This is a genomic window from Streptomyces sp. NPDC054849 (genome assembly GCF_053610945.1).
The window spans coordinates 71,954-96,846 of sequence record NZ_JBSGZI010000008.1; the positions used below are offsets into that span (position 1 = coordinate 71,954).

Below are 24,893 nucleotides of genomic sequence, written 5' to 3' on the forward strand. Positions count from 1 at the left end.
CCCCGGCCGCCCCGTGCGGATCAAAGCCCCGGCCGCCTTGGCCCGCTTCCCCAGCTGTGCGGGATTCCGTCTCCAGGGGCCCCGGGCTCGGGGGACTCGGCGGCCGTGCGGAGGCGGGCGTATTCCTGGGCCATGGATTCGGCGGTCCAGTGGGCGTTGAGGCCGCTGGGGTTGGGGAGGGCCCAGATGCGGGTGGAGCCGATGGTGCGCTCCTGGGGGCCGATCTGGGCTCTGCGTTCACCGAAGGCGGTGCGGTACGCCGTGACTCCGACCACCGCCAGCCACTGGGGGCGCAGAAGTTCCACCTTGGCCGTCAGGAGGCGGCCGCCCTCGCGGAACTCCTCGGCGCTCAGCTCGTCGGCGCGGGCCGTGGCGCGGGGCACGACGTTGGTGATGCCGAGACGGTACGTCAGCAGCTCCTCCTGCTCCGCGGGGGCCAGTCGGCGCGGGGTGAAGCCCGACAGATGCAGGACGGGCCAGAACCGGTTGCCGGGGCGGGCGAAGTGGTGGCCGGTCGCCGCGGAGAGGAGACCGGGATTGATGCCGCAGAAGAGCACACGCAGACCGCCCGCGACCACGTCCGGGAGGACGCGGTCGCGGGCGGCGTTCAGCTCGTCGGGGGTCAGAGGATCGACCCCGGCGCGTACCCGGCGGCCTCCGGGTGCTGCTTGGCGATCGCCTCGATGCGCGAGACCACCGCCGCGACCTGGTCACCCGCGGCGCCGGTGAAGGACAGCTTGTCGGCCATCAGGGCGTCGAGCCGGGCCCGGTCCAGCGGCATCCGCTCGTCGGCGGCCAGCTTGTCCAGCAGTTCGTTGCGCTCGGCGCCCTGCTCGCGCATGGCCAGGGCGGCGGCCACCGCGTGCTCCTTGATGACCTCGTGGGCGGCCTCGCGGCCGACTCCGGCCCGCACCGCGCCCATCAGGACCTTGGTGGTGGCGAGGAAGGGAAGGTAGCGGTCCAGCTCGCGGGCGACGACGGCCGGGAAGGCGCCGAACTCGTCGAGGACCGTCAGGAAGGTCTCCAGCAGGCCGTCGAAGGCGAAGAACGCGTCCGGCAGGGCCACGCGACGGACCACGGAGCAGGAGACGTCGCCCTCGTTCCACTGGTCCCCGGCCAGCTCACCGGTCATCGAGGCGTAGCCGCGCAGGATGACCATCAGGCCGTTCACGCGCTCGCAGGAGCGGGTGTTCATCTTGTGCGGCATCGCGGAGGAGCCGACCTGGCCGGGCTTGAAGCCCTCGGTGACCAGCTCGTGGCCGGCCATCAGGCGGATCGTCTTCGCGATCGACGAGGGGGCGGCGGCCAGCTGCACCAGCGCGGTGACCACGTCGTAGTCGAGCGAGCGCGGATAGACCTGGCCGACCGAGGTGAAGGCCTGGGCGAAGCCGAGGTGCGCGGCGATCCGCTGCTCCAGGTCGGCGAGCTTGGCGGCGTCGCCGCCGAGCAGGTCGAGCATGTCCTGAGCGGTGCCGACCGGGCCCTTGATCCCGCGCAGCGGGTAGCGGCCGAGCAGGTCCTCCAGGCGGTCGAAGGCCACCAGCAGTTCGTCGGCTGCCGTCGCGAACCGCTTGCCCAGGGTGGTCGCCTGCGCGGCGACGTTGTGGGAGCGGCCGGCCATGACCAGCTCGGCGTGCTCGCCGGCCAGCTTGCCGAGGCGGGCGAGGACGGCGACCGTGCGGTCCCGGGCCAGCTCCAGCGAAAGCCGGATCTGCAGCTGCTCGACGTTCTCGGTGAGGTCACGGGAGGTCATGCCCTTGTGGACGTGCTCGTGACCGGCGAGGGCGTTGAACTCCTCGATGCGGGCCTTCACGTCGTGCCGGGTGACCTTCTCGCGCTCGGCGATGGAGGCGAGGTCGACGGTCTCCAGGACGCGCTCGTAGTCGGCGAGGGCCGCGTCCGGGACCTCGATACCGAGGTCCTTCTGGGCGCGCAGCACGGCGAGCCACAGCCGCCGCTCCAGCGTCACCTTGTACTCGGGGGACCACAGGACGGCGAGCTCCGCAGAGGCGTAGCGGCCGGCCAGGACATTGGGGATGCGGGGCTTGGCAGTCACGTAGAGGGATTCTACTTGGGCCGCCGCTGTGTGTTTACGCAGGTAGGGCCACCACTCGGGATTGTGGCTTGCTACGAGACCGGCGCGTCCCCGTAGGGCAGCAGCTCCGGGCGCTTGGCCGGGCGGCCGTCTCCGGAGGAGCGGCCCGTCAGGCGGCGGCCGATCCAGGGGATCAGGTGCTGCCGGGCGAAGCTCAGGTCCTGGGCGCGGCGCACGGTCCAGCCGGGGGGCGCGGCGTCGGGCAGTGCCGTGCGCCAGTCCTGCTCGGCGGGCAGCCCGAGGGCCTGCCAGACGGCCTCCGCCACCCGGCGGTGGCCCTCGGCCGTCAGGTGGAGCCGGTCCACGTCCCACATCCGCGGGTCCGCGAGGGCGGGGGCGCCGTACAGGTCCACCACCACAGCGCCGTGCCGGGCGGCGAGCTCCCCGATGGTGAGGAAGAGCTCCTCCATGCGAGGCCGGAAGCGTTCCATGACCGGCCCGTTGCGTCCGGGGGAGCGCATCAGGACGAGGCGCTTGCAGGAGGGTGCGAGGAGTTCCACCGCCGACTCCAGATGGTCCCGGACCCGGCCCATGTCCACCTTGGGGCGCAGGGTGTCGTTCAGCCCGCCCACCAGGGTCACCACGTCGGCGCCCATCGCCGCCGCCACAGGCGCCTGGTCCTCGGCGATCTGCCGGATCAGCTTCCCGCGGACCGCGAGGTTCGCGTAGCGGAAGCCCGGCTCGCGCGCCGCGAGGCGGGCGGCGAGCAGATCGGCCCAGCCGCGGTAGGAGCCGTCGGGGAGCAGGTCGGACATGCCCTCGGTGAAGGAGTCGCCGACCGCGACGAAACTGGTGTAAGAGGCATTCATCTCCATGGCGGAGTGATGTTACCGCGCGGTACCCCGGCGCCGCAGGACCGGGGCCGGGGACCCCACGTCGGACGGATCACGCGGAGGTCGGCCGGCCGAACAGCTCCCGCAGTACGTCCTCCATCGTCACCAGCCCCGTCATGGCGCCGTCCTTGCCGAGGACCGCCGCCAGGTGCGTACGGCTGCGCCGCATGGCGGTCAGCACGTCGTCCAGCGGGGTCTCCGCCCGCACCTGCGCGATCGGCCGCAGCGACGTCGGCGGGAACGGCTCGTCACGGGCCTCCCCGGCCGCGTCCAGGGCGTCCTTCACGTGCAGGTAGCCGAGGATCCTGTGCTGCGCGTCGACCATCGGGAAGCGTGAGTACCCGGACTCCGCCGACAGCCGCTCCAGCCCGGCCGGGGTGATGCCCTCGCGGGCGGGGACCACCCGGTCTGCCGGCAGCACCACATCGGTCACGGGCCGTCGGCCGAGTTCCAGGGCGTCGTGCAGGCGCTCGCTCGCCCGGTCGTCGAGCAGCCCCGCGTCACTGGAGTCCTTGACCATGCGCGCCAGCTCGTCGTCCGAGAAGGTCGCCGAGACCTCGTCCTTCACCTCCACACGCAGCAGGCGCAGCAGGGCGTTGGCGAACGCGTTGATCGCGAAGATCACCGGGCGGAGGGCCCGCGTGAGGGTCACCAGCGGAGGCCCCAGCAGCAGCGCGGTGCTCACCGGCTCGGACAGCGCCACGTTCTTCGGCAGCATTTCGCCGAAGAGCATGTGCAGGTAGGTCGCCAGCGCCAGCGCCACCACGAAGGAGATCGCGTGCGTCACCCCGTGCGGTACCCCGACCAGGTCGAGCAGCGGGGTCAGCAGATGGGCGATGGCCGGCTCGGCCACGATGCCCAGCACCAGGGTGCACAGCGTGATGCCCAGCTGGGCCGCCGCCATCAGCGCCGACACGTGCTCAAGCCCCCACAGGACGGCGCGGGCCCGCCGGTCGCCCTGCTCGGCGTACGGCTCGATCTGGCTGCGCCGGACCGAGATCAGCGCGAACTCCGCGCCGACGAAGAAGGCGTTGACGATCAGGGTCAACAGGCCGATCAGCAGCTGGATCGCGGTCATCGGGCCCTCTCCGTTCCGTCGGCGGGCTCGGCCGGGGCGTGCAGCAGCACCCGCGCGGCCCGTCGCCCGACGGCGTCCATCACGTCCAGCCTCCAGCCGTCCAGCTCCATGCTGTCGCCCACGGACGGGATGCGGCCCAGCTCGGTCGCTATCAGGCCGGCCAGGGTCTCGTACGGCCCGTCCGGCACCCGCAGGCCGATCCGCCGCAGCTGGTCGGTGCGCGCCGCGCCGTCGGCGGAGTAGAGCAGCCGTCCAGAGGCGTCCGTACCGGCCGGGGCCAGGTCCGGGGTCTCGTGTGGGTCGTGCTCGTCGCGGACCTCGCCGACGACCTCCTCGACGATGTCCTCCAGCGTGGCCACACCGGCCGTGCCGCCGTACTCGTCGATGATCACGGCCATCGTCTGCTTACCGGACAGCCGGTCCAGCAGCCGGTCCACGGTCAGCGACTCCGGTACGAGGAGCGGCTCGCGCAGCAGCTGCGACACGGGCCGGCGGCGGCGCTCCTCGGCGGGCAGCGCCAGCACGTCCTTGATGTGGACGGTGCCGACGATGGTGTCGAGGCTCCCCCGGTAGACGGGGAAACGGGACAGGCCGGTGGCCAGCGTCGCGTTCGCCACGTCCTCGGCGGTGGTCTGCACGTCGAGGGCGGTGACCTGGACACGCGGGGTCATGACGTTCTCCGCGGTCAGGTCGGCCAGGTTCAGGGTCCGCACGAACAGCTCGGCGGTGTCCTTCTCCAGGGCGCCGGCCTTCGCGGAGTGCCGCGCCAGGGCGACCAGCTCCTGCGGGGTGCGCGCCGAGGCCAGCTCCTCGGTCGGCTCCATGCCGAAGCGGCGCACCAGGTGGTTCGCGGTGGTGTTGAGGTGGCTGATCAGGGGCTTGAAGGCCCGGCTGAAGACCCGCTGCATGGTCGCCACCCGCTTGGCGATCGGCAGCGGGGAGGAGATGGCCCAGTTCTTGGGCACCAGCTCGCCGACGACCATCAGGACGACGGTCGACACCGCGGTGCCGAGCACCAGGGCGGCGGAGGAGGCGGTCTCGGCGGACAGACCCATGGCCTGGAACGGTCCCTGGAGCAGGGCGGCGATCGACGGCTTGGAGATCATGCCGATGACCAGGCCGGTCACGGTGATGCCGAGCTGGGCGCCGGAGAGCTGGAACGTCAGGGTGCGGACGGCGGCCAGGGCGCTGTCGGCGCCGCGCTCGCCCCGCTCGACGGCTCGCTCGAGTTCGCTGCGCTCGACGGTCGTCAGTGAGAACTCGGCCGCGACGAAGGCCCCGCAGGCAACGCAGAGCAGCAGTGCCACGACGAGGAGGAGCACTTCGGTCATCGGTCGATCACCTCCGTCCCATGATCGGCCAGGAGGAGGGTGACCGCGCGATGTCGCGCACGGGTATGTCGTCGACCGGGGGGCTCGCCCATGGGCGGAGGCTCACACCTTTCACTCGAGAGGGCACTGTGCACCCAGGGTAAAGGACGGGCAAAGAGAGCGGATCATTCCTTTGGCGTAAGGGGATGGGTGCCACGCCGCCGGCCGCCGCCGAGGGCGGTTGCGTGGCGCTCGGCGCTCGGCGCTCGGCGCTCGGCGGGCGGCGCGGGGACGCGGGGACGCGGGGGTGCTGGACCGCAACCAACGGGCGCATCAGGTGTGGGATGCGGTGGGTGACGGCCCCAGCAGCAGGGGATGCGCCGGGTCACGCCACGCGGCGGGCCGACCCGATGACGCAGTAGGAAGTGGGGAGGGCCGGGCCGCGCTCCGGAATCCGCAGGCGGCGCTGCGAGACGATCCGGAAACCGGCGGCCTCGATGGCGGCGAGCGGGTCGCGGGCGGTGTGACAGCCGCCGAAGAGGTGCGGCCAGACGGTCCGGTCCAGGGTGCGCTGGACGGCGGCCATACGGGGGCCTGGCGCGCGGCCGTGTTCGAAGAAGCGCAGCTCGGCGTCGGGCCGGAGCACGCGGTGCAGTTCGGCGAGGGAGCGGGGCAGGTCCCGTACGGTGCACAGCACCAGCGAGGCGACGGCCGCGTCGAAGGCCTCGCTCTTGACGGGCAGGGCCTCGGCGGCGCCGGGTACGACGTCGACGGGGACGTCGCAGCGGAGGGCTGCGGAGGCCGCGAGGCGGCGGAGGGTGCGCTCCGGTTCGACGGCGACCACTTCGGAGACGGCGCGGGGGTAGTGCGGGAAGTTCAGGCCGTTGCCGGCGCCGATCTCGATGACGCGGCCGGAGATGCCGTGCAGCAGCTCGCGGCGGAGGGGGGCGATGCCGGCGCGGGTCTCGGCGGCGGTGCCTGCGCGGGCGTAGAAGCGGGCGAAGACGGGGTGGTGGACGGCGTCGCGGGGCGGGGCGGTGGGGCGGCGGCGCAGTGGCATGACGGACCTCCCGGGGGGCGGACGTTCCCGTACCTCAGCGTGCCCTGTGCCTGGCGTGTCATCCCTGTGGCAGGGCCGCGCGGCCCGCGGCGGGGGTGCAATACCGGGGCTTCGCACCGGGCCCCGCGCCTCAAGCGCCGGCGGGGCCGCGGAGGGCGGGTGGGTGCGATGGGGTTGAGCGGGTGCGGCGAGGCTGAGCGGGTGCGGGGGCCGGACAGGCCTGCAGCCCGGACGGGGCGGCACCGAAGGGAGGTCGGGGGCTCCGGGCCGGGCCCCGCGTCTCAAGCGCCGGCGGGGCAGCAGAGGTGGGGGAGGGCTCCTGCGGTCAGGAGGGCTTCGGCCGTCTCCGGGTGGGGGCCTCTCAACGCCCAGGCGAGGGGGGTGAGGCCCGTGCCCCGATCCTCGGGCAGATTCGGGTCCGCGCCGTGGGCGAGGAGCGCGCGCACCGTTTCGATGTGCCCCAGTCGGCCGCCGCGCACAGCGGCGTGCCCTCAGCGCCGTGTCCGCTTTCCCTGTCTGGGGAGGCGCCGGCCGCCAGGAGGCAGCGGACGGCGCCCAGGGACCCCTGGACGGATGCCGCGTACAGAGGAGTGGTGCCTTCGGAGTCGGCCCCATCGGGGTGGGCGCCGGCGCGCAGCAGCGCCCTGACACGGGCGGTACGTCCGAACACCGCGGCGTCGACCCGTTGCCTCGACAGCTTCTTCCGCCGTCTTCGGTTCACGGTGGCCGAGCTCAGCTCTGCAGGGCGAAGGCCGGTGGGGCCCAGGTGGCTTGGAAGGAGTCCACCGACCAGGTGCCCGACAGGGACGGGGCCAGCCAGGAGGGGGCGGCGGTGCGGAACAGGTCCGGGGGGAGGGCGCCGGAGCCTTCGGGGACCGCGCCCACGAGGGGGAGGCCCGAGGACTTCGTGAGGTCCGCCAGGTTGCAGCGGGCCGCCAGGTCCGGGGTCCCCGGCCAGCTGCCGATCACCACGCCCAGCGACGTCAGGTCCCGTGCCCGCAGGGCCTCCGCCGTGAGGGTGGTGGAGTTGAGGGTGCCGAGGCCCGCCGGGGCGACGACCAGGGTCGGGGCGTTCAGGAGGCGGGCCGCGTCGGCCAGGGTGTGGCCCGCCTCGTCGAAGCGGACGAGCAGGCCGCCCGCGCCCTCCACCAGTACCAGGTCGTGGTCCTCGGACAACCGCCGGGCGGCCTCCGCGATGTCCGCCGGGGCGAGCGTGGGCAGCCCCGCGCGGCGGGCCGCCGTGTCCGGGGCCAAGGGCTCCGGATAGCGGGCCAGTTCCACCGCCGTGACGGAGGATCCGGCCAGGCGGACCGCTTCCGCGGCGTCCCCCCGCTCCTGCGGGCCGACACCCGTCTGGGCGGGCTTGAGTACCGCCACCGAGCGGCCGGCCGTCACCGCGGCGGCCGCGATCGCCGACGTGACGACCGTCTTGCCGATCTCCGTGCCCGTCCCGGACACCATCAACACGGACATGTCAGCCTTCCTGCGCCGCCGCACACACCGCACGGCAGATACGGGTCACGTCTGCATCGCCGGTGACGAACGGCGGCATCACATAGATCAGGTCGCGGAACGGGCGCAGCCACACGCCCTCGCGCACCGCCGCACGGGTGGCGGCCACCACGTCGACGTCGTGGTCCAGCTGGACCACGCCGATCGCGCCGAGCACGCGTACGTCCCGCACGCCCGGGATCGCGGCCGCGGCCGCCAGGCCTTCGCGCAGCCCCGCCTCGATCCGTTTGACCTCGGCCGCCCAGTCCTGGCCGAGCAGCAGCTCGACGGAGGCCAGCGCCACGGCCGTGGCCAGTGGGTTGCCCATGAAGGTCGGCCCGTGGGCGAGCACCGGGACCTCGCCCCGGGAGATCCCGTCCGCCACCCGCTCCGTGCACAGCGTCGCCGCCAGCGTGAGGTAACCGCCGGTCAGCGACTTGCCCAGGCACATCACGTCCGGGGTGATCCCCGCGTGGCCGGCCGCGAAGAGCGCACCCGTACGGCCGAAGCCCGTGGCGATCTCGTCCAGGATGAGAAGGACGCCGTACTCGTCGCACAGGTCGCGCAGGACCCGGAGATAAGCCGGGTTGTGGAAGCGCATGCCGCCCGCACCCTGTACCACCGGCTCCACGATGACGGCGGCCAGCTCGTCCGCGTGCGCGGCGATCAGAGACCGCAGGTGGTCGGCGTACGCCGGGTCCACGGGCGCGTCGAAACCACCGGGCGGCGCGTCCGCGAAGACCTGCCGCGGCAGGTGACCCTGCCACAGCTCGTGCATGCCGCCCTCGGGGTCGCAGACGGCCATCGGCTGCCAGGTGTCCCCGTGGTAGCCGCCGCGCCAGGTCAGCAGCCGGGTCTTGCCGGTCCGTCCCACCGAACGCCAGTACTGCAGGCACATCTTGACGGCGACCTCGACGGACACCGAGCCCGAGTCGCAGAGGAAGACGTGTTCCAGCCCCGGCGGGGTGATCTCGACGAGTTTCGCGGCGAGCCGGACGGCGGGCTCATGGGTGAGCCCGCCGAACATCACGTGCGACATCAGGCCCAACTGGGCGGTCGCGGCCTCGTTGAGCACCGGGTGGTTGTACCCGTGGATCGCCGACCACCAGGAGGACATGCCGTCGACCAGCTCCTCGTGGCCGCCCTCGCCCTGGGACGGGTCGGCGAGCCGCAGCCGCACCCCCGAGGCGGAGGAGATGACCAGCGGCTCCTGCCGCCCGGGCATCGGACCGTACGGGTGCCAGACGTGCTGCCGGTCCAGCGCGAGCAGTTCGGCGCCGGACGACAGGGGCGGTCGCCGGTCAGGCATTGGGCGCGATGTCCGTTCCCGCGCCGCGACGGCGTACCGCCACCAGGTCCGACCGGACCTCGCCGGGCACGGCCTGGGCCGCGACGGTCGCTGCTTCCGCGTGCCCGTGCCCGGAGCAGCCGCCGCACGCCGAGCCGCAGCCTGCGGCGGCCGGGGCGTCGTCGGCGGCGGAGGGGCCCGAACCGCAGAGGGAAGCGCCGCCGTTCGAACCGCAGCCTCCGGAGGGAGCTGCGGCCGCCACGTCGGAGCGGTGCGCGGGAAGGGTCGTCGTGCCGGCGCCCTCCACCTCGAATCCGGCGTCCGCGATCATGTCGAGGTCCGCCTGTCCGGCCTGGCCCTCACTGGTGAGGTAGTCGCCCAGGAAGATCGAGTTGACCACGTGCAGGGCCAGCGGCTGCAGCGAGCGCAGGTGCACCTCGCGCCCGCCCGCGAGCCGGACCTCGACGTCGGGGCAGACGAAGCGTGCCATCGCCAGGATCCGCAGGCAGCGCTGCGGGGTGAGGTTCCACTCCTTGGCCAGCGGGGTGCCCTCGAAGGGGATCAGGAAGTTGACCGGGACCGAGTCCGCGTCCAGCTCGCGCAGGGAGAAGACGACGTCGACGAGGTCCTCGTCGCTCTCGCCCATGCCGGCGATCAGACCGGAACACGCGGACAGGCCGGCGGCGTGCGCCTTCTCCACCGTGTCGACGCGGTCCGCGTAGGTGTGGGTCTTGGTGATCTGCCCGTACGTCGCCTCGGAGGTGTTGAGGTTGTGGTTGTAGGCGTCCGCGCCCGCGTCCCGCAGCCGCTCCGCCTGGCCGTCGGAGAGCAGGCCGAGGCACGCGCAGACCTCGATGCCCTCGTTCTGCTCCTTGATCGCCGCGATCGTCTTGCCGACCCGGTCCACGTCCCGGTCCGTCGGCCCGCGGCCGCTCGCGACCAGGCAGACCCGCTTCGCGCCGCCCGCGACACCGGCGGCGGCGGCCTGGGAGGCCTCCTCCGGCTTCAGCCAGGTGTACTTGAGGATCTCGGCCTTCGACCCCAGGCGCTGGGAGCAGTACGAGCAGTCCTCGGGGCACAGCCCCGACTTCAGGTTGACCAGGTAGTTCAGCTTGACGCGACGCCCGAACCACTGGCGGCGCACCTTGCCGGCCGCGGCCACCACGTCGAGCAGTTCGTCGTCAGAAGTCGCCAGTACGGCGAGCGCCTCTTCGCGGGTCGGCAGCTCGCGCCGCAGCCCCTTGTCCACCAGGGTGTTCAGCAGGTCCATGGACCCGATCCTGTCCCACACGACCACTCCCGGCCAAGGAGAGATCGCACAACATGGCCGGATGGGTGTGTGTGTATCACCACACCTGGCGCACAAGTCACGGCGGCTAGGGTCGGGCAGGTCTGTGGACTGCCGACAAAACACGAGGACACGCCCATGCCCCAGCACACCCCCGCCCCCGTGGATGTCTTCGCCTGGATCGATGCCGCGGAGCGCGCACGGGAGCAGGCGGGACTGGTCCGTACGCTGCGCCCGCGCCCGCCGGTGTCGCCGCTGCTGGACCTGGCGAGCAACGACTACCTCGGTCTGTCCCGGCACCCCGAGACCATCCGCGGGGCACGGGAGGCGGCCGAGTGCTGGGGCGCCGGAGCCACCGGTTCCCGTCTCGTCACGGGCACGACCGAGCTGCACGCCGAGCTCGAACGAGAGCTCGCCGCCTTCTGCGGTTTCGAGGCCGCGCTCGTCCTGTCCTCCGGGTACGCGGCCAACCTCGCCGCCGTCACGGCGCTCGGCGACTGGGGCACGCTGGTCGTCTCCGACGCGGGGAACCACGCCTCGATCGTCGACGGCTGCCGGCTCTCGCGCGCCGAGACCGCCGTGGTCCCGCACTCCGACCCGGAGGCCGCGCGCAAGGCGCTGGCCGCGCACGAGGGCCGGGCGCTGCTGGTCAGCGACTCGGTGTTCTCGGTGGACGGGGATGCCGCCCCCCTCGCCGGCTACGCCGCGGTCTGCCGGGACGAAGGCGCGGTCCTGCTCGTGGACGACGCCCACGGGCTGGGCGTCCTGGGCGAGGGCGGCCGCGGGGCGACGGCCGCGGCCGGGCTGGCGGGCGCGCCGTACGTGGTCGCCACGCTGACCCTCTCGAAGTCCCTGGGAAGTCAGGGCGGAGCCGTGCTCGGCCCGGCCAAGGTGATCAGACACCTGGTCAACACGGCGCGCACCTTCATCTTCGACACAGGGCTGGCCCCGGCCGCCGCGGGCGCGGCGCTGGCGAGCCTGCGCCTGCTCCGGCGGGAACCGGAGCGCGCGGACCGCGCCCGCGAGGTGGCCGCCCAGCTGTACGGGCGGCTCACCGCGTCCGGCCTGACCGCGGCCCGGCCGGACGCGGCCGTGGTGTCGGTGCGGGCCCCGTCGGCTTCGGCGGCACTGCGCTGGGCCGCCGACTGCCGCGAGGCAGGTCTGTCCGTGGGGTGCTTCCGTCCGCCGTCGGTGCCGGACGGCATCTCCCGGCTGCGGCTGACCGCCCGGGCCGATCTCACGGGGGAGGAGATCGATCGGGCGGTCGGGACGATCCTTGCCACCGCGCCCGCGGGAGCCACGGACCGGTAGGCGGGGTCACGCGCGCGCGTCCGCCCGTACCGAGGCGAGGAAGCCGTCCCAGGCGGACCCGGTGAAGAGCACGGCCGGGCCGTCCGTCCGTTTGGAGTCGCGGACGGCCAGCAGGCCGCCGCCGAGGACGGCGGCTTCCACGCAGTTGTTCATTCCGGTGCTGCGGCTGCTCCGCCGCCACCGCGCGCTGGTCAGAAGTTCGCCGGTGGATAAGGGGGTTGCGGACACGGGGGTGCCTCCTTACGCGTCGTCAGCGAGTGAGCTGATGAGATCCGACGAGTCCTGGGGCGGGAGGGCGTGCGCCTGGATGGTGCGGAACGCGGCGCCGTACGCCTCAAGGTCTTCCTTCCGCTCCAGATAGAGGCTACTCGTCAAATGGTCGAGGACCACCACATCCAGATCGGCGATGTTCGGAAATGAGAAAATGACGAACGGCCCCGTGAGGCCGAGATGTCCCCCCACACTGAACGGAAGGACCTGCAGGCGCACTTGGGGCAGCCGCGCCACCTGCGCGAGGTGCCGCAACTGCTCCGCCATCACCCCGGGCCCGCCGATCTGCCGGCGCAGCACCGCCTCGTCCAGGACCGCGCTGAGCTCCAGCGGCGGATCGGCCCGCAGCACCGACTGCCGTGCCAGCCGTACCTCGACCAGCGCGTCCACCTTCGGCTCGGGCAGCCCGCCCAGTGCGGCCCGGGTCACGGCCCGCGCGTACTCGGAGGTCTGCAGCAGCCCCGGCACCACGGACAGCTCCACGGTGCGGGCCGACCGGGCGCCCGCCTCCAGACTGATGAAGTCCCGGTACTCCTGCGGCAGCAGCCCCCGGTAGTCGTGCCACCACTGGCGGCCCCGCCCGGTGTCGCCGCCCGCTCCGGGGCCGGCCGCCGAGGCCGACAGCGCCTCCAGCAGCGCGCGCTGCTCCGGGCTGACGATCTCCCCGTAGACGTCGAGGAGCAGCCGGATGTCCTCCGGTTTCACGCCACTGCGGCCTGTCTCGATGCGGCTGATTTTCGACTGGTGCCATCCCATGATCCGGGCCGCCTCACCACTGGTGAGTCCGGACCGGTCACGCAGGGCACGCAGTTCCTCGCCGAGCTTGCGCCGACGCACCGCGGGACCGTGCTGCACACCCGCCTCCTTCCACCGGCACAGCTCGCACCAGTCTGCCGTCCAAATACGCTCTTCCGTAGCAGAGTTCACCGCATCGAGCGACAGATATATGCATATCTTGGGGGAACGGCAGATGCGGCGGCACGATGGGTGGCACTCTGGCGTCCAGCACAGATCCGGGACGTTTCGCCCCGGTGGGAAAGGGACCGTCGCCATGGCAGACCACCAGGAAGCATCCGTCACTCTGCCGAGCGATCCCGCCTCGGTCGTCGCCGCCCGACGCTACGTGGCGGAGGTGCTGGGCGAATGGGGACTCCCCGATGACGCCGAGACCGCCGACAGCGTCCGGCTGATCGTCTCGGAGCTCGCCACCAACGCCGTACAGCACACTTTCGGCCAGTCGCCCACCTTCACCGTCGACATCCGGCTGGAGCGCCAGGAGTGGCTGCGCGTCGGGGTGACCGACAGCTACCCGCGCTGGCCCAGGCGCCTCCCGGCCGCCGTCCAGCAGGACAACGGCCGGGGCATGGTCATCATCCGCTGGCTCACCGCGGAGGCGGGCGGCCGGCTCTCGGTCACCCCGACCGAGGACGGCGGCAAGACGGTGTGGATCGCGCTGCCCTGTGCGGTGGGGGCTCCGGCCGGGAGCGTCACCGGCTGCTGACCCCGGGACTCAGACCAGGCCGCGTTCCACGGCGCTGCGCTCGATGCACAGCTCGTTGCCCTCCGGGTCGGCGAGCACGACCCAGCCCATGACGCCGTCCTCCGCGCGGCGGTCGTCCACGATCTTCGCGCCGAGCCCGATCAGGCGCTCGACGGTCTCGTCCCGGGTGCCGGCGGGCGGCTGGATGTCCAAGTGGACGCGGTTCTTCACGGACTTGGCGTCCGGAACCCGGATGAACAGGAGGCCGGGCACACCGGGCCGGCCCGGCTCCAGAAGGATCTCGTCGTCCCCCTCCACGTCGTCGGGGTGGATCGGGAAGCCGGTCACCGCGGACCAGAACTCGGCGATCCTGTAGGGGTCGAGGGCGTCGAAGGTGATGTGCCGGACGGGGTTGACGAACATGACTCTCCTCGGTGGGGGATCCGTGTGCGGATCCGTATACGGCATCGCGCCCAGGAGCCGGCGGAGTTGAACCGGGTACCCGCCGGAAACCTGGGTTAACGCGATGGAAAACCACGACGCCTAGCGTGGCGGCCACGTGCGACCGCCAATGATCACCCATGATCCGGTAAAGCGGCGGTGGTCGGGACGGAAAGCCTTTCCCTGTGTGGGGCAAGACATGCTTGGTTCGGATGTGTGCAGGTCAACGGAGTGCTGACGGACGGTAGGGTCACCCCGCACGTTGTTGATCTTGTCCCGGAAGCTTGGTGATACGAGTGCAACTGACACCGCACGAGCAGGAGCGACTGCTCATCCACGTGGCCGCGGACGTGGCCGGGAGGCGAAGGGCGCGCGGGGTCCGCCTCAACCATCCGGAAGCGGTCGCGCTGATCACGTCGCACATCCTCGAAGGCGCCCGCGACGGCCGGACCGTGGCCGAGCTGATGGCCTCCGGCCGCACCGTCCTCGGTCGCGACGAGGTCATGGAGGGGATCCCCGAGATGATCCACGACGTCCAGGTCGAGGCGACCTTCCCCGACGGCACCAAACTCGTCACCGTCCACGACCCGATCGTCTGAATCCGAAAGGGCGTGCCACTCCCATGATCCCCGGCGAGATCGCCTACGGGGACGGCCCGGTACTCCTCAACGAGGGCCGTCCCGTCACCCGCCTCACCGTGCTCAACGCCGCCGACCGTCCCGTCCAGGTCGGCTCCCACTACCACTTCGCCGAGGCCAACCCCGGCCTCGACTTCGACCGTTGCGCCGCCCGCGGGCTCCGCCTCAACATCGCCGCCGGCACGGCCGTCCGCTTCGAGCCGGGCATCCCGGTCGCGGTGGAACTCGTGCCGCTGGGGGGACTGCGCACCGTACCCGGGCTGCGCGGGGAGACCGGAGGGCCGCTCGATGGCTGAGATCTCCCGCCCGGTGTACGCCGACCTCTTCGGGCCGACGGCCGGCGACCGGATCCGGCTCGCCGACACCGACCTCTTCGTCGAGATCGAGCAGGACCTCAGCGGCGGCCCCGGCCGGGCCGGCGACGAGGCCGTCTTCGGCGGCGGCAAGGTGATCCGCGAGTCCATGGGGCAGGCCCGCACCACCCGGGCCGAAGGCGCTCCGGACACCGTGATCACCGGGGTCGTCGTCCTCGACCACTGGGGCATCGTCAAGGCCGACCTCGGCATCCGCGACGGCCGGATCTGCGGCATCGGCAAGGCCGGCAACCCCGACACCATGGACGGGGTCGACCCCGCGCTGGTCATCGGCCCCGAAACCGAGATCATCGCGGGCAACGGGAAGATCGTCACCGCCGGCGCCATCGACGCCCACGTGCACTTCATCTCCCCGACGATCATCGAGGAGGCGCTCGCCTCCGGGATCACCACCCTGGTCGGCGGCGGCACCGGACCGGCCGAAGGCACCAAGGCCACCACCGTCACGCCCGGGCCCTGGCACCTGGCCCGGATGTTCGCGGCGCTGGAGGCCTCCCCGGTCAACATCGGCCTGCTCGGCAAGGGCAACACCATGTCCCGCGAGGGCATGCACTCCCAACTGCGCGGCGGAGCCCTCGGGTTCAAGATCCACGAGGACTGGGGCTCCACCCCTGCCGTCATCGACGCCTGCCTGAGCGTCTGCGAGGAGACCGGCGCCCAGGTCGCCATCCACACCGACACCCTCAACGAGGCCGGCTTCGTCGCCGACACCCTCGCCGCCATCGGCGGGCGGACCATCCACTCGTACCACACCGAAGGCGCCGGCGGCGGGCACGCGCCCGACATCATCACCGTCGTCTCCGAGCCCAACATCCTGCCCAGCTCCACCAACCCGACCCGGCCGCACACCGTCAACACCGTCGAGGAGCACCTCGACATGCTGATGGTCTGCCACCACCTCAACCCGGCCGTCCCCGAGGACCTCGCCTTCGCCGAATCCCGGATCAGGCCCTCGACCATCGCCGCCGAGGACGTCCTGCACGACCTCGGGGCCATCTCCATCATCTCCTCCGACTCCCAGGCCATGGGCCGGGTCGGCGAGGTCGTGCTGCGCACCTGGCAGACCGCCCACGTGATGAAGAAGCGGCGCGGCCCCCTGCCCGGCGACGGACCCGCCGACAACCACCGGGCCCGCCGCTACGTCGCCAAGTACACGATCAACCCCGCGGTGGCGCAGGGGCTCGCCCGCGAGATCGGCTCGGTCGAGACCGGCAAACTCGCCGACCTGGTGCTGTGGAAGCCCGCCTTCTTCGGGGTCAAGCCCGAGCTCGTCATCAAGGGCGGCCAGATCGCCTACGCGCAGATGGGCGACGCCAACGCCTCCATCCCCACCCCGCAGCCGGTCCTGCCACGGCCGATGTTCGGCAGCCACGGCCGCGCGCCCGGCCTCAACTCGCTGAACTTCACCGCACAGGCCGCGCTCGACGACGGACTGCCCGAACGGCTCGGACTGGGCAAGAAGTTCGTGGCCATCGAGAGCACCCGCAAGGTGACCAAGGCGGACATGCGCAACAACGACGCCATGCCGAGGGTCGAGGTCGACGCCGACACCTTCACGGTCAGCATCGACGGGGAGGTCGTGGAACCGGCCCCCGCGACGGAACTGCCCATGGCCCAGCGGTACTTCCTCTTCTGATGGCGCGCATCGCGACGAGAGGGGACTCCCGATGAGCCGCGCCGCGCTGCTCGTCCTCGCCGACGGCCGCTTCCCCGCCGGGGGCCACGCCCACTCGGGCGGGGCCGAGGCCGCCTGCAAGGCGGGCCGGATCCACGACGCCGCCACCCTGGAGGACTTCTGCCGGGGCCGGCTGCACACGTCCGGCCTCACCGCCGCCGCGCTCGCCGCGGCCGCCGCCCTCGGGCTCGACCCGGACGAGCTCGACGCGGCCGCCGACGCCCGCACCCCGTCGCCGGCGCTGCGCACCGCGGCCCGGCGACTGGGACGGCAGCTGCTGCGCGCCGCCCGGGCCACCTGGCCCGACGCGGAACTGGAGGCGCTGGCCTCGGCGTTCCCGCGCGGGGCCCACCAGCCCGTGGTGCTCGGCATCACCGCCCGGGCGGCCGGGCTCGGGCCGCTCGACGCCGCCCACGTGGCGGCGTACGAGAGCGTCGGCGGGCCCGCCACCGCGACCGTGCGGCTGCTCGGCCTGGACCCCTTCCAGGCGAGCGGGGTCCTGGCCCGGCTCGCACCCGAGCTCGACGCCGTCGCCGCCGAGGCGGAGCGGGCCGCACGGCGCGCCCGATCCGAGGGCACGCAGGCGCTTCCCGCGGCCTCCTCGCCGCTGCTGGACATCTCGGCCCAGGTGCATGCCGACTGGCCGGTACGCCTGTTCGCCTCCTGACCCTCTCCCGCTCGGCCCTGACCCTCTCCCGCTCGGCCCTGACCCTCTCCCGCTCACCCCTGAACCCTCCCGAACCTCCTTCCCGCCCCTGCTTCCCGAACCTCCGCTCCTGAACGCCCCCAAGGGAGACCTCGTATGCACCTCGACCACGCCGTGACCTACCCCCACCGGCACACCCACAGCGCCGCGCCCGTACGCCCCGACGGCACCCGGCGCGCCCTGCGCATCGGACTCGGCGGTCCCGTCGGCTCGGGCAAGACCGCCACCGTCGCCGCCCTGTGCCGGGCCCTGCGCGCCGAGCTCTCCATGGCCGTCGTCACCAACGACATCTACACGCGCGAGGACGCCGAGTTCCTGCTCCGCGAGGCCGTCCTGCCGCCCGAGCGGATCACCGCCGTCGAAACCGGCGCCTGCCCGCACACCGCCATCCGCGACGACATCTCCGCCAACCTGGAGGCCGTCGAGGAACTGGAGGAGGCCTTCCGGGAGAGCGGCCCGCTCGACCTGATCCTCGTCGAGTCCGGCGGGGACAACCTCACCGCGACCTTCTCCCGCGGACTCGTCGACGCGCAGATCTTCGTCATCGACGTGGCCGGCGGGGACGACATCCCCCGCAAGGGCGGCCCCGGCGTCACCACCGCCGACCTCCTCGTCGTCAACAAGACCGACCTCGCCCCTCACGTCGGCTCCGACCTCGACCGGATGGCCCGCGACGCCGCCGAGCAGCGCGGCGAACTCCCCGTCGCCTTCCAGTCGCTGCGCGGCCCCGACGGGGTGGCCCCCGTGGCCGCCTGGGTGCGCGAACGGATCACCGCCTGGTCCGTACGGTGACCGGCGCGGCCACGACCGAAGCCGCGGCGGCGCCCCCGGCGCCCCCGGCTGGCCTGCGGGCCACCGCCCGCATCCGGGCCGTGGCCGACGGCCGGGGCGGGACCGCCCTGCCGCTGCTCGCCGGGGAGGGGCCGCTCGCGCTGCGCCGCACCCGCGGGCCGGCGGCCGAGGCCGGGGTCATGCTGGTCGGTGCGATGAGCGCCCCGCTGGGCGGGGACCACCTCACCGTCGAGGCCACCGCCGGGCCCGGGGCGAGCCTCGCCGTGGCCTCGGCGGCGGCCACCCTGGCGCTGCCCGGCCGGGGAGGGGCACCCGCGCGGTACGACGTGGACCTGACCCTGGAGGACGCGGCCTCGGTGCGGTGGCTTCCCGAGCCCCTGGTCTCGGTGCGCGGCAGCGATCTTCGGGTGCGCACACGCGTCCACGCGGCTCCCACGGCGCGCCTATTGCTGCGCGAGGAACAGGTGCTGGGACGTTGGGGAGAGGACCCGGGCCTGCTGCGCAGCCGCCTCACCGTCACCTGTGGCGGCCGTCCCCTCCTGGATCAGGAGCTCGCCTGCGGACCCGGTGCGCCCGGCGGCTGGGACGGCCCGGCGGGCCTGGCCGGCCACCGGGCGCTCGGCCAGCTGCTCGTCGTGGACCCCGTCTTCGCCGAGCACCCGCCCCCGGCGGCGGTGCTGGGGGAGTTCGCAGCGGTGACGCCGCTGGCCGGTCCGGCCGTCCTCGTGACGGTCCTGGCCCCGGACGCCCTGCGGCTGCGCGAGCTGCTCGATGCGGCCCGCCGTACCTACCACCGATGAACCGGGGAAAGGGAGAGAGCGCAGGACACCGCTCAGCGGTACACGGCTTTCCGGTTATCGGGTTGGCAAAGAAGTCGCTCCCGCTCTGTCGCCGGGTCCGGCTCAGACGACAAGATCCCCCTGCACGCCGACGACCGAACCCGACCAACCCGGCCGCCCACGGCGGCATCTGACGCAGGGGGAACAACCACGTGATACGCAACGCGGCGCTGGGGAGCGCCGCCACACTCATCACCGGCACGCTGGCGGCGAGCCTGCTGCTGGCCCCGCCGGCCGCGGCGGCCCCGTCCGACCCCGGCTTCAGGATGCCGGAGGTGCTGGGCGTGCAGCTCGCCGCCGCCCGCGCCGCCCGTACCGGCATCGCCTGGAAGGACTGCCCCGAGGACTGGGGCCTGGAGAAGCCCATCCAGTGCGGCTGGGTGAAGGTCCCGCTCGACTACGCGAAGCCGTACGGCAAGACCATCGACATCGCCGTCGACCGGATCGGCAACACGGGGACCCCGCAGGAGCGCCAGGGCGCGCTCGTCTACAACCCGGGCGGCCCCGGCGGTTCCGGCATGCGCTTCCCGCGCCGGGTCACCACCAAGAGCCCGCTGTGGGTCAACGCCTCCAAGGCCTACGACTTCGTGGGCTTCGACCCCCGCGGTGTCGGCCATTCCGCGCCCATCTCCTGCATCGACCCGCAGGAGTTCGTCAAGGCTCCCAAGGCCGACCCGGTCCCCGACGACGAGGCCGACAAGCGCGCCCAGCGCAAGCTCGCCGCCGAGTACGCGGACGGGTGCAAGGAGCGCAGCGGCGAAATGCTGCCGCACATGACCACGCCGAACTCCGCGCGCGACCTCGACGTGATCCGCGCCGCCCTCGGCGAGGCGAGGCTGAACTTCCTCGGCGTCTCCTACGGCACCTACCTCGGCGGGGTCTACGCGACCCTCTTCCCGACCCATGTGCGCCGCATGGTCGTCGACAGCGTGGTGGACCCGTCGCAGGACAACATCTGGTACGAGGCCAACCTCGGCCAGGACGTCGCCTTCCAGATGCGGTGGAACGACTGGCAGGACTGGGTCGCCGAGAACGACGGGGTCTTCCACCTCGGCGACACCCGCGCCAAGGTCGAGGCCAAGTGGCAGGAGCTGCGCGGCAAGGCCAAGGCCCACCCGATCGGCGGGGTCGTCGGCCCGGCCGAGCTCATCGGCTTCTTCCAGGGAGCCCCGTACTACGACTCCTCCTGGGTGCCCGTCGCCCGGACCTGGGCCGCCTACGCCGCGGGTGACGAGCAGGCGCTCGTCGACGCCATCGCCCCGGACATGACCGACGTGAAGGGCAACGCGGCCTCGGAGAACGGCAACGCCGTCTACACCGCCGTCGAGTGCGCGGATGCCAAGTGGCCCACCAGCTGGTCCACGTGGGACCGGGACAACACCCGCCTCCACGAGAAGTATCCGTTCCTGACCTGGTCGAACGCGTGGATGAACCTGCCCTGCGCGACCTGGAGGTCGAAGCAGCACACTCCGATCGACGTCCGTGCCAAGCACGGGCTGCCGCCGGTCCTGATCGTCCAGTCCGAGCGGGACGCGGCCACGCCGTACAAGGGCGCGGTCGAGCTGCACCGTCGCCTGGCCGGCTCACGCCTGATCACCGAGCAGAACGCCGGCTCGCACGGTGTCACCGGCCTGGTCAACCCCTGCATCAACACGCGGGTGGACACCTACCTGCTGACCGGCAGGGTCGACGCCCAGGACGTGACGTGCGCCCCGCACGCCGCCCCCGTCGCCCCGGCCCCGGTCGCCGCGCTCTCGCTCGACCACGGCTCCGGCGCCGGCTGGCCGGCACATGAGGAGCTGCCGGCCGTCCGCTAGGGCGTCTTTCGGATCTTGTCGGTCGAGCCCGCGCGATACGAAAGGCACGACCCGGATCCGGACCGCCGGCACGGGAGGAGGCTCAGCGCGACCTGCGCCGGGCCTTCTTCCGTTCCTCCTCTTCCTCGGCCTTGACCTCGGACGCGTACCGGTCGACGTACTCCTGGCCGGACAGTTCGAGGATCGCGTACATGATCTCGTCGGTGACCGCCCGCAGGACGGCCCGCTCGCCCTCCATCCCGGCGTAACGGGAGAAGTCCAGCGGCCGGCCGAAGCGGATGGTCACCCGCCGGATGTTCGGGATCTTCTGTCCGGGCGGCTGGATCTCGAAGGTGCCGACCATCGCGCACGGCACGACGGGCACCCCGGCGCCCAGGGCCATCGCGGCCACGCCCACCTTGCCCTTGTAGAGCCGGCCGTCGTGGGAGCGCGTCCCCTCCGGGTAGATGCCCAGCAGCTCGTCCTTGGCCAGCACCGCCAGTCCCTCGCGCAGCGCCGCCTGCCCGGCCTTCTTGCCGGAGCGGTCCACGGGGATCTGACCGGCGCTGCGGAAGAAGGCGGCGGTGAGCCGGCCCTTGATCCCCGGGCCGGTGAAGTACTCGGCCTTCGCGAGGAAGGTGATCCGCCGCTTGAGGATCGCCGGCATCAGGAAGTGGTCGGAGAACGACAGGTGATTGCCCGCGACGATCGCGGCACCCTCTGCCGGGATGTTCTCCAGTCCCTCGATACGAGGCCTGAAGAGCAGCCGTAGCAGGGGTCCGAGCAACACGTGCTTGAGCAAGTGGTAGAACACCAGGCCGCTCCTGTCGATATCCCGTTGTCACCGACATTTTACGGACGGTGAGTCCCGGGCCGGCAGGGGGCGGCGGGAACCTTCCTCACACGCTGCGCGAAGCGGCCATCCCGGCGGTCAGCAGCCCCAGCACCACCCAGCCGAACCACAGCCAGCCGTTGCTGCCGAGGGCCACGGAATACGCGGCGACGGCCACCAGGGCGGCGAAGGTCATGACAGCCATCGCCTTAACGGATCCGGTCATGCCCCATGGTGACGCGCGAAGGCGGTGTTCCGCTACTGGCCACGCGCTTGGAGCGAGGCGAGATACGCGTTGTACGCCTCCAGCTCCCGGTCACCGTTGCGGTCCTCGGCCCGGTCGGACCGCTTCGCGGCCCGCCGGTCGGAGTGGTACCACTGGTAGACCAGGGCGATCAGGACCAGCACCGAGGGGATCTCGCTGAAGGCCCAGGCGATGCCGCCGCCCCACTGCTGGTCGAGCAGCGCGTCGACGCCCAGGGAGGTCGGCGGGTTCGCGTACGTCTTGATCATCGGTTCGCTCGCCATCATCAGGGCGATGCCGAAGAACGCGTGGAAGGGCATGCCCGCGAAGAGCTCCAGCATCCGCATCACGTAGCCCGGACGGTGCGGCCCCGGGTCGATGCCCATGATCGGCCAGAAGAAGATCAGGCCGACGGCGAGGAAGTGGACCATCATCGCGACGTGCCCCGTCCGGCTCTCCATCAGGAAGTCGAAGAGCGGCGTGAAGTACAGCGCGTAGAGGCTCGCGATGAACATCGGGATGGTGAAGGCGGGGTGGGTGACCACCTTCATGTACCGGCTGTGCAGCAGCATCAGCAGCAGCTCGCGCGGCCCCTTGTGGCCACGGGCGGCGGGCGGCAGCGCGCGCAGCGCCAGCGTCACCGGAGCGCCCAGCAGCACCAGGATCGGGGTGACCATGCTGATCACCATGTGCTGGACCATGTGCACGCTGAACATGACCATGCCGTAGTCGTTCAGCTTGGTGCACATCACCAGGATCACCGTCAGCACGCCCGCGGTGAACGCGATGGTCCGGCCCGGCGACCAGGAGTCCCCGCGCCGGCGCAGCCGCAGCACGCCCCACCCGTACAGCGCGAGCCCCACCAGCGAGGCGGTCAGGAAGAAGCCGTCGAAGGAGAACTCCAGCCCGCGCCCGAGAGTGAACGGCGGCAGGTCCATGTTCATGTCCATGCCGTGCCCGCTGTGATCCATCTGTTCACTCCCTTGACCGTGGTGCCCCACCACAGTAGTGCCGCCCCCGCACGCTCGTGCGCGCGGGGGCGGCCCATGACAAAAGGGGCGTACGGAAGGGGCGTCAGAGAACGGTCTGGGCCTCGTCGTACCGCGCGGCCGGAACCGTCTTGAGGGTCGAGGTCGCCTCGGCGAGCGGCACCATCTCGATGTCCGTGCCGCGCAACGCCGTCAGCATGCCGAACTCGCCGCGGTGCGCCGCCTCCACGGCGTGCCAGCCGAAGCGGGTGGCCAGGACCCGGTCGTACGCGGTGGGAGTGCCGCCGCGCTGGACGTGGCCCAGGATCACCGGACGGGCCTCCTTGCCCAAGCGGTGCTCCAGCTCCACGGCGAGCCGGTTGCCGATGCCGGCGAACCGCTCGTGACCGTACATGTCGACGCCGCCCTCCTCGAGGTCCATCGACCCCGGGCGCGGCTTGGCGCCCTCGGCGACCACGACGATCGCGAACCGCTTGCCCGCGGAGAAGCGCTCGCCGACGATCGCCGTCAGCTCCTCGATGTCGAAGGGGCGCTCCGGGACGACGATCGCGTGCGCGCCGGCCGCCATACCCGAGTGCAGGGCGATCCAGCCGGTGTGGCGGCCCATGACCTCCACGACCATCACGCGCTGGTGGGACTCCGCGGTGGTCTTCAGGCGGTCCAGCGCCTCGGTGGCCACGCCGACGGCCGTGTCGAAACCGAAGGTGACGTCGGTGGAGGCGATGTCGTTGTCGATGGTCTTCGGGACGCCGACGATGGGCAGACCGGCCTGCGAGAGCAGGTTCGCCGCCTTCAGCGTGCCCTCGCCGCCGATCGGGATGATCGCGTCGAGGCCCAGGTCCGCGACGTGGCCGCGGGCGCGCTCCACCCCGTCCCGCAGATGCGCGGGCTGGACCCGGGAAGAGCCGAGGATCGTGCCGCCGCGGGCGAGGATGCCGCCGACGGCGTCCAGGTCGAGCTTGCGGTAGTCCGCCTCCAGGAGGCCCTTCCAGCCGTCGTGGAAGCCGATCACCTCGTCACCGTGGTCGACGACGGCGCGGTGCACGACGGAGCGGATGACGGCATTGAGGCCGGGGCAGTCGCCACCGGAAGTGAGCACACCTATGCGCATGGCAGGAAGAGACCTTTGCAACGTGGGCCGGCGACCGGACCACGTCGTCCGGTGGGAACTACCCGTCACCCTACAAGCGGAACGAGGGTGGGCTGAACCATCCTCCAGATGCTGGTCGACCCGGTGGTGCGAACGCACGTCGGCCCGGTTCCCCCTAGGGAAAACCGGGCCGAACACATGATGACGGGGCCGCCCCGATGAGCGGTCCGTCAGGTGTTACGCGGGCTGCGTCGCGGCGGCGATGCGCTCCGCGCGCAGCGCCTCGTACCACCGGTCGTCTATGGCCGGCAGCGCGTTCACGTCGAGGGCCAGCTTCAGCAGCAGGTCCGCGATCTGCGGGTTGCGGGCCATCACGGGACCGTGCATGTAGGTGCCGAACACCGTGTCGTTGTAGGCGCCTTCGGTGCCGTCGCCGGTGCCGTTGCCGCGGCCCATGGTCACCCGGGCGAACGGCTTGGCCGTCGGGCCGAGGTGCGTGACGCCCTGGTGGTTCTCGAAGCCCGTCAGCTGCGGCAGGCCCAGGCGCGGGTCGATGTCGGCCAGGACGTCGCCGACGCACCGCTCGCCCTCACCGCGCAGGGTGACCACGTCCAGGAGGCCGAGGCCCTCCTGGCGCTGCCCCTGGTCGTTGACGAACTCCTTGCCGAGGATCTGGTACCCGGCGCAGACGGAGAAGACGATCGCCCCGTTCGAGACGGCGCGCTCCAGACCGCCGTCGCGCAGCAGGCGCTCCGCGGCCAGGCGCTGCGGCCGATCCTCACCGCCGCCGATCAGGTAGATGTCGCCCGAGGTCGGGATCGGCTGGTCGCTGCGCACGTCCACGCGCTGCACGTCCAGGCCGCGCTGACGCGCCCGGCGCTCCACCACGAGGGCGTTGCCCTGGTCTCCGTACGTGCTCAGCAGGTCGGGGTAGACCCACACCAGACGCAGGCTGTTGTCGCTCATGCTCTTG

At 72.3% G+C, this 24,893-nt stretch carries 26 protein-coding genes and 1 pseudogene; 9 read left to right on the top strand and 18 right to left on the bottom strand.

What is annotated here, in order from left to right:
- Nucleotides 1–20: 20 nt before the first annotated feature.
- The 10 genes and pseudogenes from mug to bioB all read right to left on the bottom strand — a co-directional run bounded on the left by mug (nucleotide 21) and on the right by bioB (nucleotide 10,425).
- The gene (gene mug / locus ACWGIF_RS05980) at nucleotides 21–626 is read right to left on the bottom strand and encodes a G/U mismatch-specific DNA glycosylase (RefSeq protein WP_453491773.1); all 606 of its coding nucleotides are present in this window, start codon (nucleotides 624–626) and stop codon (nucleotides 21–23) included.
- On the bottom strand, nucleotides 623–2,056 hold the full coding sequence (gene purB, locus ACWGIF_RS05985; protein ID WP_453491625.1) for an adenylosuccinate lyase: 1,434 nt from the start codon (nucleotides 2,054–2,056) through the stop codon (nucleotides 623–625). The genes mug and purB overlap by 4 nt, the downstream gene beginning before the upstream one ends.
- A gap of 71 nt (nucleotides 2,057–2,127) precedes the next feature.
- Nucleotides 2,128–2,910: an SGNH/GDSL hydrolase family protein gene (locus ACWGIF_RS05990; RefSeq protein ID WP_453491628.1), complete on the bottom strand. Its 783-nt coding sequence runs from the start codon at nucleotides 2,908–2,910 to the stop codon at nucleotides 2,128–2,130.
- A 70-nt stretch (nucleotides 2,911–2,980) separates the two neighbouring features.
- Entirely contained in the window at nucleotides 2,981–4,006 is a 1,026-nt protein-coding gene (locus ACWGIF_RS05995; protein ID WP_453491631.1) for a hemolysin family protein, read from the bottom strand.
- Nucleotides 4,003–5,337, bottom strand: coding sequence for a hemolysin family protein (locus ACWGIF_RS06000; protein WP_453491634.1), 1,335 nt, complete (start codon nucleotides 5,335–5,337; stop codon nucleotides 4,003–4,005). The genes ACWGIF_RS05995 and ACWGIF_RS06000 overlap by 4 nt, the downstream gene beginning before the upstream one ends.
- A 364-nt stretch (nucleotides 5,338–5,701) precedes the next feature.
- Complete coding sequence (locus ACWGIF_RS06005; protein WP_453491637.1) at nucleotides 5,702–6,376, bottom strand: class I SAM-dependent methyltransferase; 675 nt, start codon at nucleotides 6,374–6,376, stop codon at nucleotides 5,702–5,704.
- Between the two features lie 281 nt (nucleotides 6,377–6,657).
- Nucleotides 6,658–7,097, bottom strand: a pseudogene (locus ACWGIF_RS06010) (ankyrin repeat domain-containing protein).
- Nucleotides 7,098–7,108: 11 nt separating this feature from the next.
- Complete coding sequence (bioD, locus tag ACWGIF_RS06015; protein WP_453491640.1) at nucleotides 7,109–7,849, bottom strand: dethiobiotin synthase; 741 nt, start codon at nucleotides 7,847–7,849, stop codon at nucleotides 7,109–7,111.
- 1 nt (nucleotide 7,850) lies between these two features.
- Entirely contained in the window at nucleotides 7,851–9,176 is a 1,326-nt protein-coding gene (locus ACWGIF_RS06020; RefSeq protein WP_453491643.1) for an adenosylmethionine--8-amino-7-oxononanoate transaminase, read from the bottom strand.
- Nucleotides 9,169–10,425, bottom strand: a complete 1,257-nt coding sequence (gene bioB, locus ACWGIF_RS06025) for a biotin synthase BioB (protein WP_453491646.1) — start codon at nucleotides 10,423–10,425, stop codon at nucleotides 9,169–9,171. Before bioB ends, ACWGIF_RS06020 begins: the two co-directional genes overlap by 8 nt.
- A gap of 156 nt (nucleotides 10,426–10,581) precedes the next feature.
- On the opposite strand from bioB, the gene ACWGIF_RS06030 reads away from it, so the two are divergent.
- On the top strand, nucleotides 10,582–11,754 hold the full coding sequence (locus tag ACWGIF_RS06030) for an 8-amino-7-oxononanoate synthase (protein WP_453491649.1): 1,173 nt from the start codon (nucleotides 10,582–10,584) through the stop codon (nucleotides 11,752–11,754).
- Between the two features lie 6 nt (nucleotides 11,755–11,760).
- Here ACWGIF_RS06030 and ACWGIF_RS06035 read toward each other — a convergent pair whose 3' ends face one another.
- Both ACWGIF_RS06035 and ACWGIF_RS06040 read right to left on the bottom strand, forming a co-directional pair.
- Nucleotides 11,761–11,982, bottom strand: coding sequence for a DUF397 domain-containing protein (locus tag ACWGIF_RS06035; RefSeq protein WP_453491652.1), 222 nt, complete (start codon nucleotides 11,980–11,982; stop codon nucleotides 11,761–11,763).
- Nucleotides 11,983–11,994: 12 nt separating this feature from the next.
- The gene (locus ACWGIF_RS06040; RefSeq protein WP_453491655.1) at nucleotides 11,995–12,879 is read right to left on the bottom strand and encodes a helix-turn-helix domain-containing protein; all 885 of its coding nucleotides are present in this window, start codon (nucleotides 12,877–12,879) and stop codon (nucleotides 11,995–11,997) included.
- A 196-nt stretch (nucleotides 12,880–13,075) separates the two neighbouring features.
- Here ACWGIF_RS06040 and ACWGIF_RS06045 point away from each other — a divergent pair, with 196 nt between their 5' ends.
- Complete coding sequence (locus ACWGIF_RS06045; protein ID WP_453491657.1) at nucleotides 13,076–13,525, top strand: ATP-binding protein; 450 nt, start codon at nucleotides 13,076–13,078, stop codon at nucleotides 13,523–13,525.
- A 9-nt stretch (nucleotides 13,526–13,534) separates the two neighbouring features.
- Here ACWGIF_RS06045 and ACWGIF_RS06050 read toward each other — a convergent pair whose 3' ends face one another.
- On the bottom strand, nucleotides 13,535–13,927 hold the full coding sequence (locus ACWGIF_RS06050) for a VOC family protein (protein WP_453491660.1): 393 nt from the start codon (nucleotides 13,925–13,927) through the stop codon (nucleotides 13,535–13,537).
- 314 nt (nucleotides 13,928–14,241) lie between these two features.
- On the opposite strand from ACWGIF_RS06050, the gene ACWGIF_RS06055 reads away from it, so the two are divergent.
- The 7 genes from ACWGIF_RS06055 to ACWGIF_RS06085 all read left to right on the top strand — a co-directional run bounded on the left by ACWGIF_RS06055 (nucleotide 14,242) and on the right by ACWGIF_RS06085 (nucleotide 20,786).
- A complete protein-coding gene (locus ACWGIF_RS06055; protein ID WP_453491663.1) occupies nucleotides 14,242–14,544 on the top strand; it encodes an urease subunit gamma in 303 nt (100 codons plus the stop codon).
- A gap of 23 nt (nucleotides 14,545–14,567) precedes the next feature.
- On the top strand, nucleotides 14,568–14,879 hold the full coding sequence (locus ACWGIF_RS06060) for an urease subunit beta (RefSeq protein WP_453491666.1): 312 nt from the start codon (nucleotides 14,568–14,570) through the stop codon (nucleotides 14,877–14,879).
- Entirely contained in the window at nucleotides 14,872–16,593 is a 1,722-nt protein-coding gene (locus tag ACWGIF_RS06065; RefSeq protein WP_453491669.1) for an urease subunit alpha, read from the top strand. The genes ACWGIF_RS06060 and ACWGIF_RS06065 overlap by 8 nt, the downstream gene beginning before the upstream one ends.
- Before the next feature lie 31 nt (nucleotides 16,594–16,624).
- Nucleotides 16,625–17,299: an urease accessory protein UreF gene (locus ACWGIF_RS06070; protein WP_453491672.1), complete on the top strand. Its 675-nt coding sequence runs from the start codon at nucleotides 16,625–16,627 to the stop codon at nucleotides 17,297–17,299.
- Nucleotides 17,300–17,434: 135 nt separating this feature from the next.
- Entirely contained in the window at nucleotides 17,435–18,130 is a 696-nt protein-coding gene (gene ureG, locus ACWGIF_RS06075; protein WP_453491675.1) for an urease accessory protein UreG, read from the top strand.
- Entirely contained in the window at nucleotides 18,127–18,930 is an 804-nt protein-coding gene (locus ACWGIF_RS06080; RefSeq protein WP_453491678.1) for an urease accessory protein UreD, read from the top strand. Before ureG ends, ACWGIF_RS06080 begins: the two co-directional genes overlap by 4 nt.
- Before the next feature lie 191 nt (nucleotides 18,931–19,121).
- Entirely contained in the window at nucleotides 19,122–20,786 is a 1,665-nt protein-coding gene (locus ACWGIF_RS06085; RefSeq protein ID WP_453491681.1) for an alpha/beta hydrolase, read from the top strand.
- 82 nt (nucleotides 20,787–20,868) lie between these two features.
- On the opposite strand, the gene ACWGIF_RS06090 is transcribed toward ACWGIF_RS06085, so the two are convergent.
- The 5 genes from ACWGIF_RS06090 to ACWGIF_RS06110 form a co-directional block, all read right to left on the bottom strand.
- Nucleotides 20,869–21,579: a lysophospholipid acyltransferase family protein gene (locus tag ACWGIF_RS06090; RefSeq protein ID WP_453491684.1), complete on the bottom strand. Its 711-nt coding sequence runs from the start codon at nucleotides 21,577–21,579 to the stop codon at nucleotides 20,869–20,871.
- 85 nt (nucleotides 21,580–21,664) lie between these two features.
- Nucleotides 21,665–21,823 (bottom strand): hypothetical protein, encoded by a 159-nt coding sequence (locus tag ACWGIF_RS06095; protein ID WP_453491687.1) that lies wholly within the window; start codon nucleotides 21,821–21,823, stop codon nucleotides 21,665–21,667.
- Between the two features lie 32 nt (nucleotides 21,824–21,855).
- Nucleotides 21,856–22,812 (bottom strand): cytochrome c oxidase assembly protein, encoded by a 957-nt coding sequence (locus ACWGIF_RS06100; RefSeq protein ID WP_453491690.1) that lies wholly within the window; start codon nucleotides 22,810–22,812, stop codon nucleotides 21,856–21,858.
- Between the two features lie 103 nt (nucleotides 22,813–22,915).
- Nucleotides 22,916–23,941, bottom strand: a complete 1,026-nt coding sequence (locus ACWGIF_RS06105; protein ID WP_453491693.1) for a 6-phosphofructokinase — start codon at nucleotides 23,939–23,941, stop codon at nucleotides 22,916–22,918.
- A 216-nt stretch (nucleotides 23,942–24,157) separates the two neighbouring features.
- The gene (locus ACWGIF_RS06110; protein ID WP_030841891.1) at nucleotides 24,158–24,886 is read right to left on the bottom strand and encodes a type 1 glutamine amidotransferase; all 729 of its coding nucleotides are present in this window, start codon (nucleotides 24,884–24,886) and stop codon (nucleotides 24,158–24,160) included.
- Nucleotides 24,887–24,893: the final 7 nt, after the last annotated feature.

What these genes read in the sequence shown, in the direction of transcription:
- ACWGIF_RS05990 (WP_453491628.1), bottom strand. Translation starts at nt 2,910, where the DNA reads ATGGAGATGAATGCCTCTTACACCAGTTTCGTCGCGGTCGGCGACTCC.
- ACWGIF_RS05995 (WP_453491631.1), bottom strand. Translation starts at nt 4,006, where the DNA reads ATGACCGCGATCCAGCTGCTGATCGGCCTGTTGACCCTGATCGTCAAC.
- ACWGIF_RS06000 (WP_453491634.1), bottom strand. Translation starts at nt 5,337, where the DNA reads ATGACCGAAGTGCTCCTCCTCGTCGTGGCACTGCTGCTCTGCGTTGCC.
- ACWGIF_RS06005 (WP_453491637.1), bottom strand. Translation starts at nt 6,376, where the DNA reads ATGCCACTGCGCCGCCGCCCCACCGCCCCGCCCCGCGACGCCGTCCAC.
- bioD (WP_453491640.1), bottom strand. Translation starts at nt 7,849, where the DNA reads ATGTCCGTGTTGATGGTGTCCGGGACGGGCACGGAGATCGGCAAGACG.
- ACWGIF_RS06020 (WP_453491643.1), bottom strand. Translation starts at nt 9,176, where the DNA reads ATGCCTGACCGGCGACCGCCCCTGTCGTCCGGCGCCGAACTGCTCGCG.
- bioB (WP_453491646.1), bottom strand. Translation starts at nt 10,425, where the DNA reads ATGGACCTGCTGAACACCCTGGTGGACAAGGGGCTGCGGCGCGAGCTG.
- ACWGIF_RS06030 (WP_453491649.1), top strand. Translation starts at nt 10,582, where the DNA reads ATGCCCCAGCACACCCCCGCCCCCGTGGATGTCTTCGCCTGGATCGAT.
- ACWGIF_RS06045 (WP_453491657.1), top strand. Translation starts at nt 13,076, where the DNA reads ATGGCAGACCACCAGGAAGCATCCGTCACTCTGCCGAGCGATCCCGCC.
- ACWGIF_RS06050 (WP_453491660.1), bottom strand. Translation starts at nt 13,927, where the DNA reads ATGTTCGTCAACCCCGTCCGGCACATCACCTTCGACGCCCTCGACCCC.
- ACWGIF_RS06060 (WP_453491666.1), top strand. Translation starts at nt 14,568, where the DNA reads ATGATCCCCGGCGAGATCGCCTACGGGGACGGCCCGGTACTCCTCAAC.
- ACWGIF_RS06065 (WP_453491669.1), top strand. Translation starts at nt 14,872, where the DNA reads ATGGCTGAGATCTCCCGCCCGGTGTACGCCGACCTCTTCGGGCCGACG.
- ACWGIF_RS06070 (WP_453491672.1), top strand. Translation starts at nt 16,625, where the DNA reads ATGAGCCGCGCCGCGCTGCTCGTCCTCGCCGACGGCCGCTTCCCCGCC.
- ureG (WP_453491675.1), top strand. Translation starts at nt 17,435, where the DNA reads ATGCACCTCGACCACGCCGTGACCTACCCCCACCGGCACACCCACAGC.
- ACWGIF_RS06095 (WP_453491687.1), bottom strand. Translation starts at nt 21,823, where the DNA reads ATGACCGGATCCGTTAAGGCGATGGCTGTCATGACCTTCGCCGCCCTG.
- ACWGIF_RS06100 (WP_453491690.1), bottom strand. Translation starts at nt 22,812, where the DNA reads ATGGATCACAGCGGGCACGGCATGGACATGAACATGGACCTGCCGCCG.
- ACWGIF_RS06105 (WP_453491693.1), bottom strand. Translation starts at nt 23,941, where the DNA reads ATGCGCATAGGTGTGCTCACTTCCGGTGGCGACTGCCCCGGCCTCAAT.
- ACWGIF_RS06110 (WP_030841891.1), bottom strand. Translation starts at nt 24,886, where the DNA reads ATGAGCGACAACAGCCTGCGTCTGGTGTGGGTCTACCCCGACCTGCTG.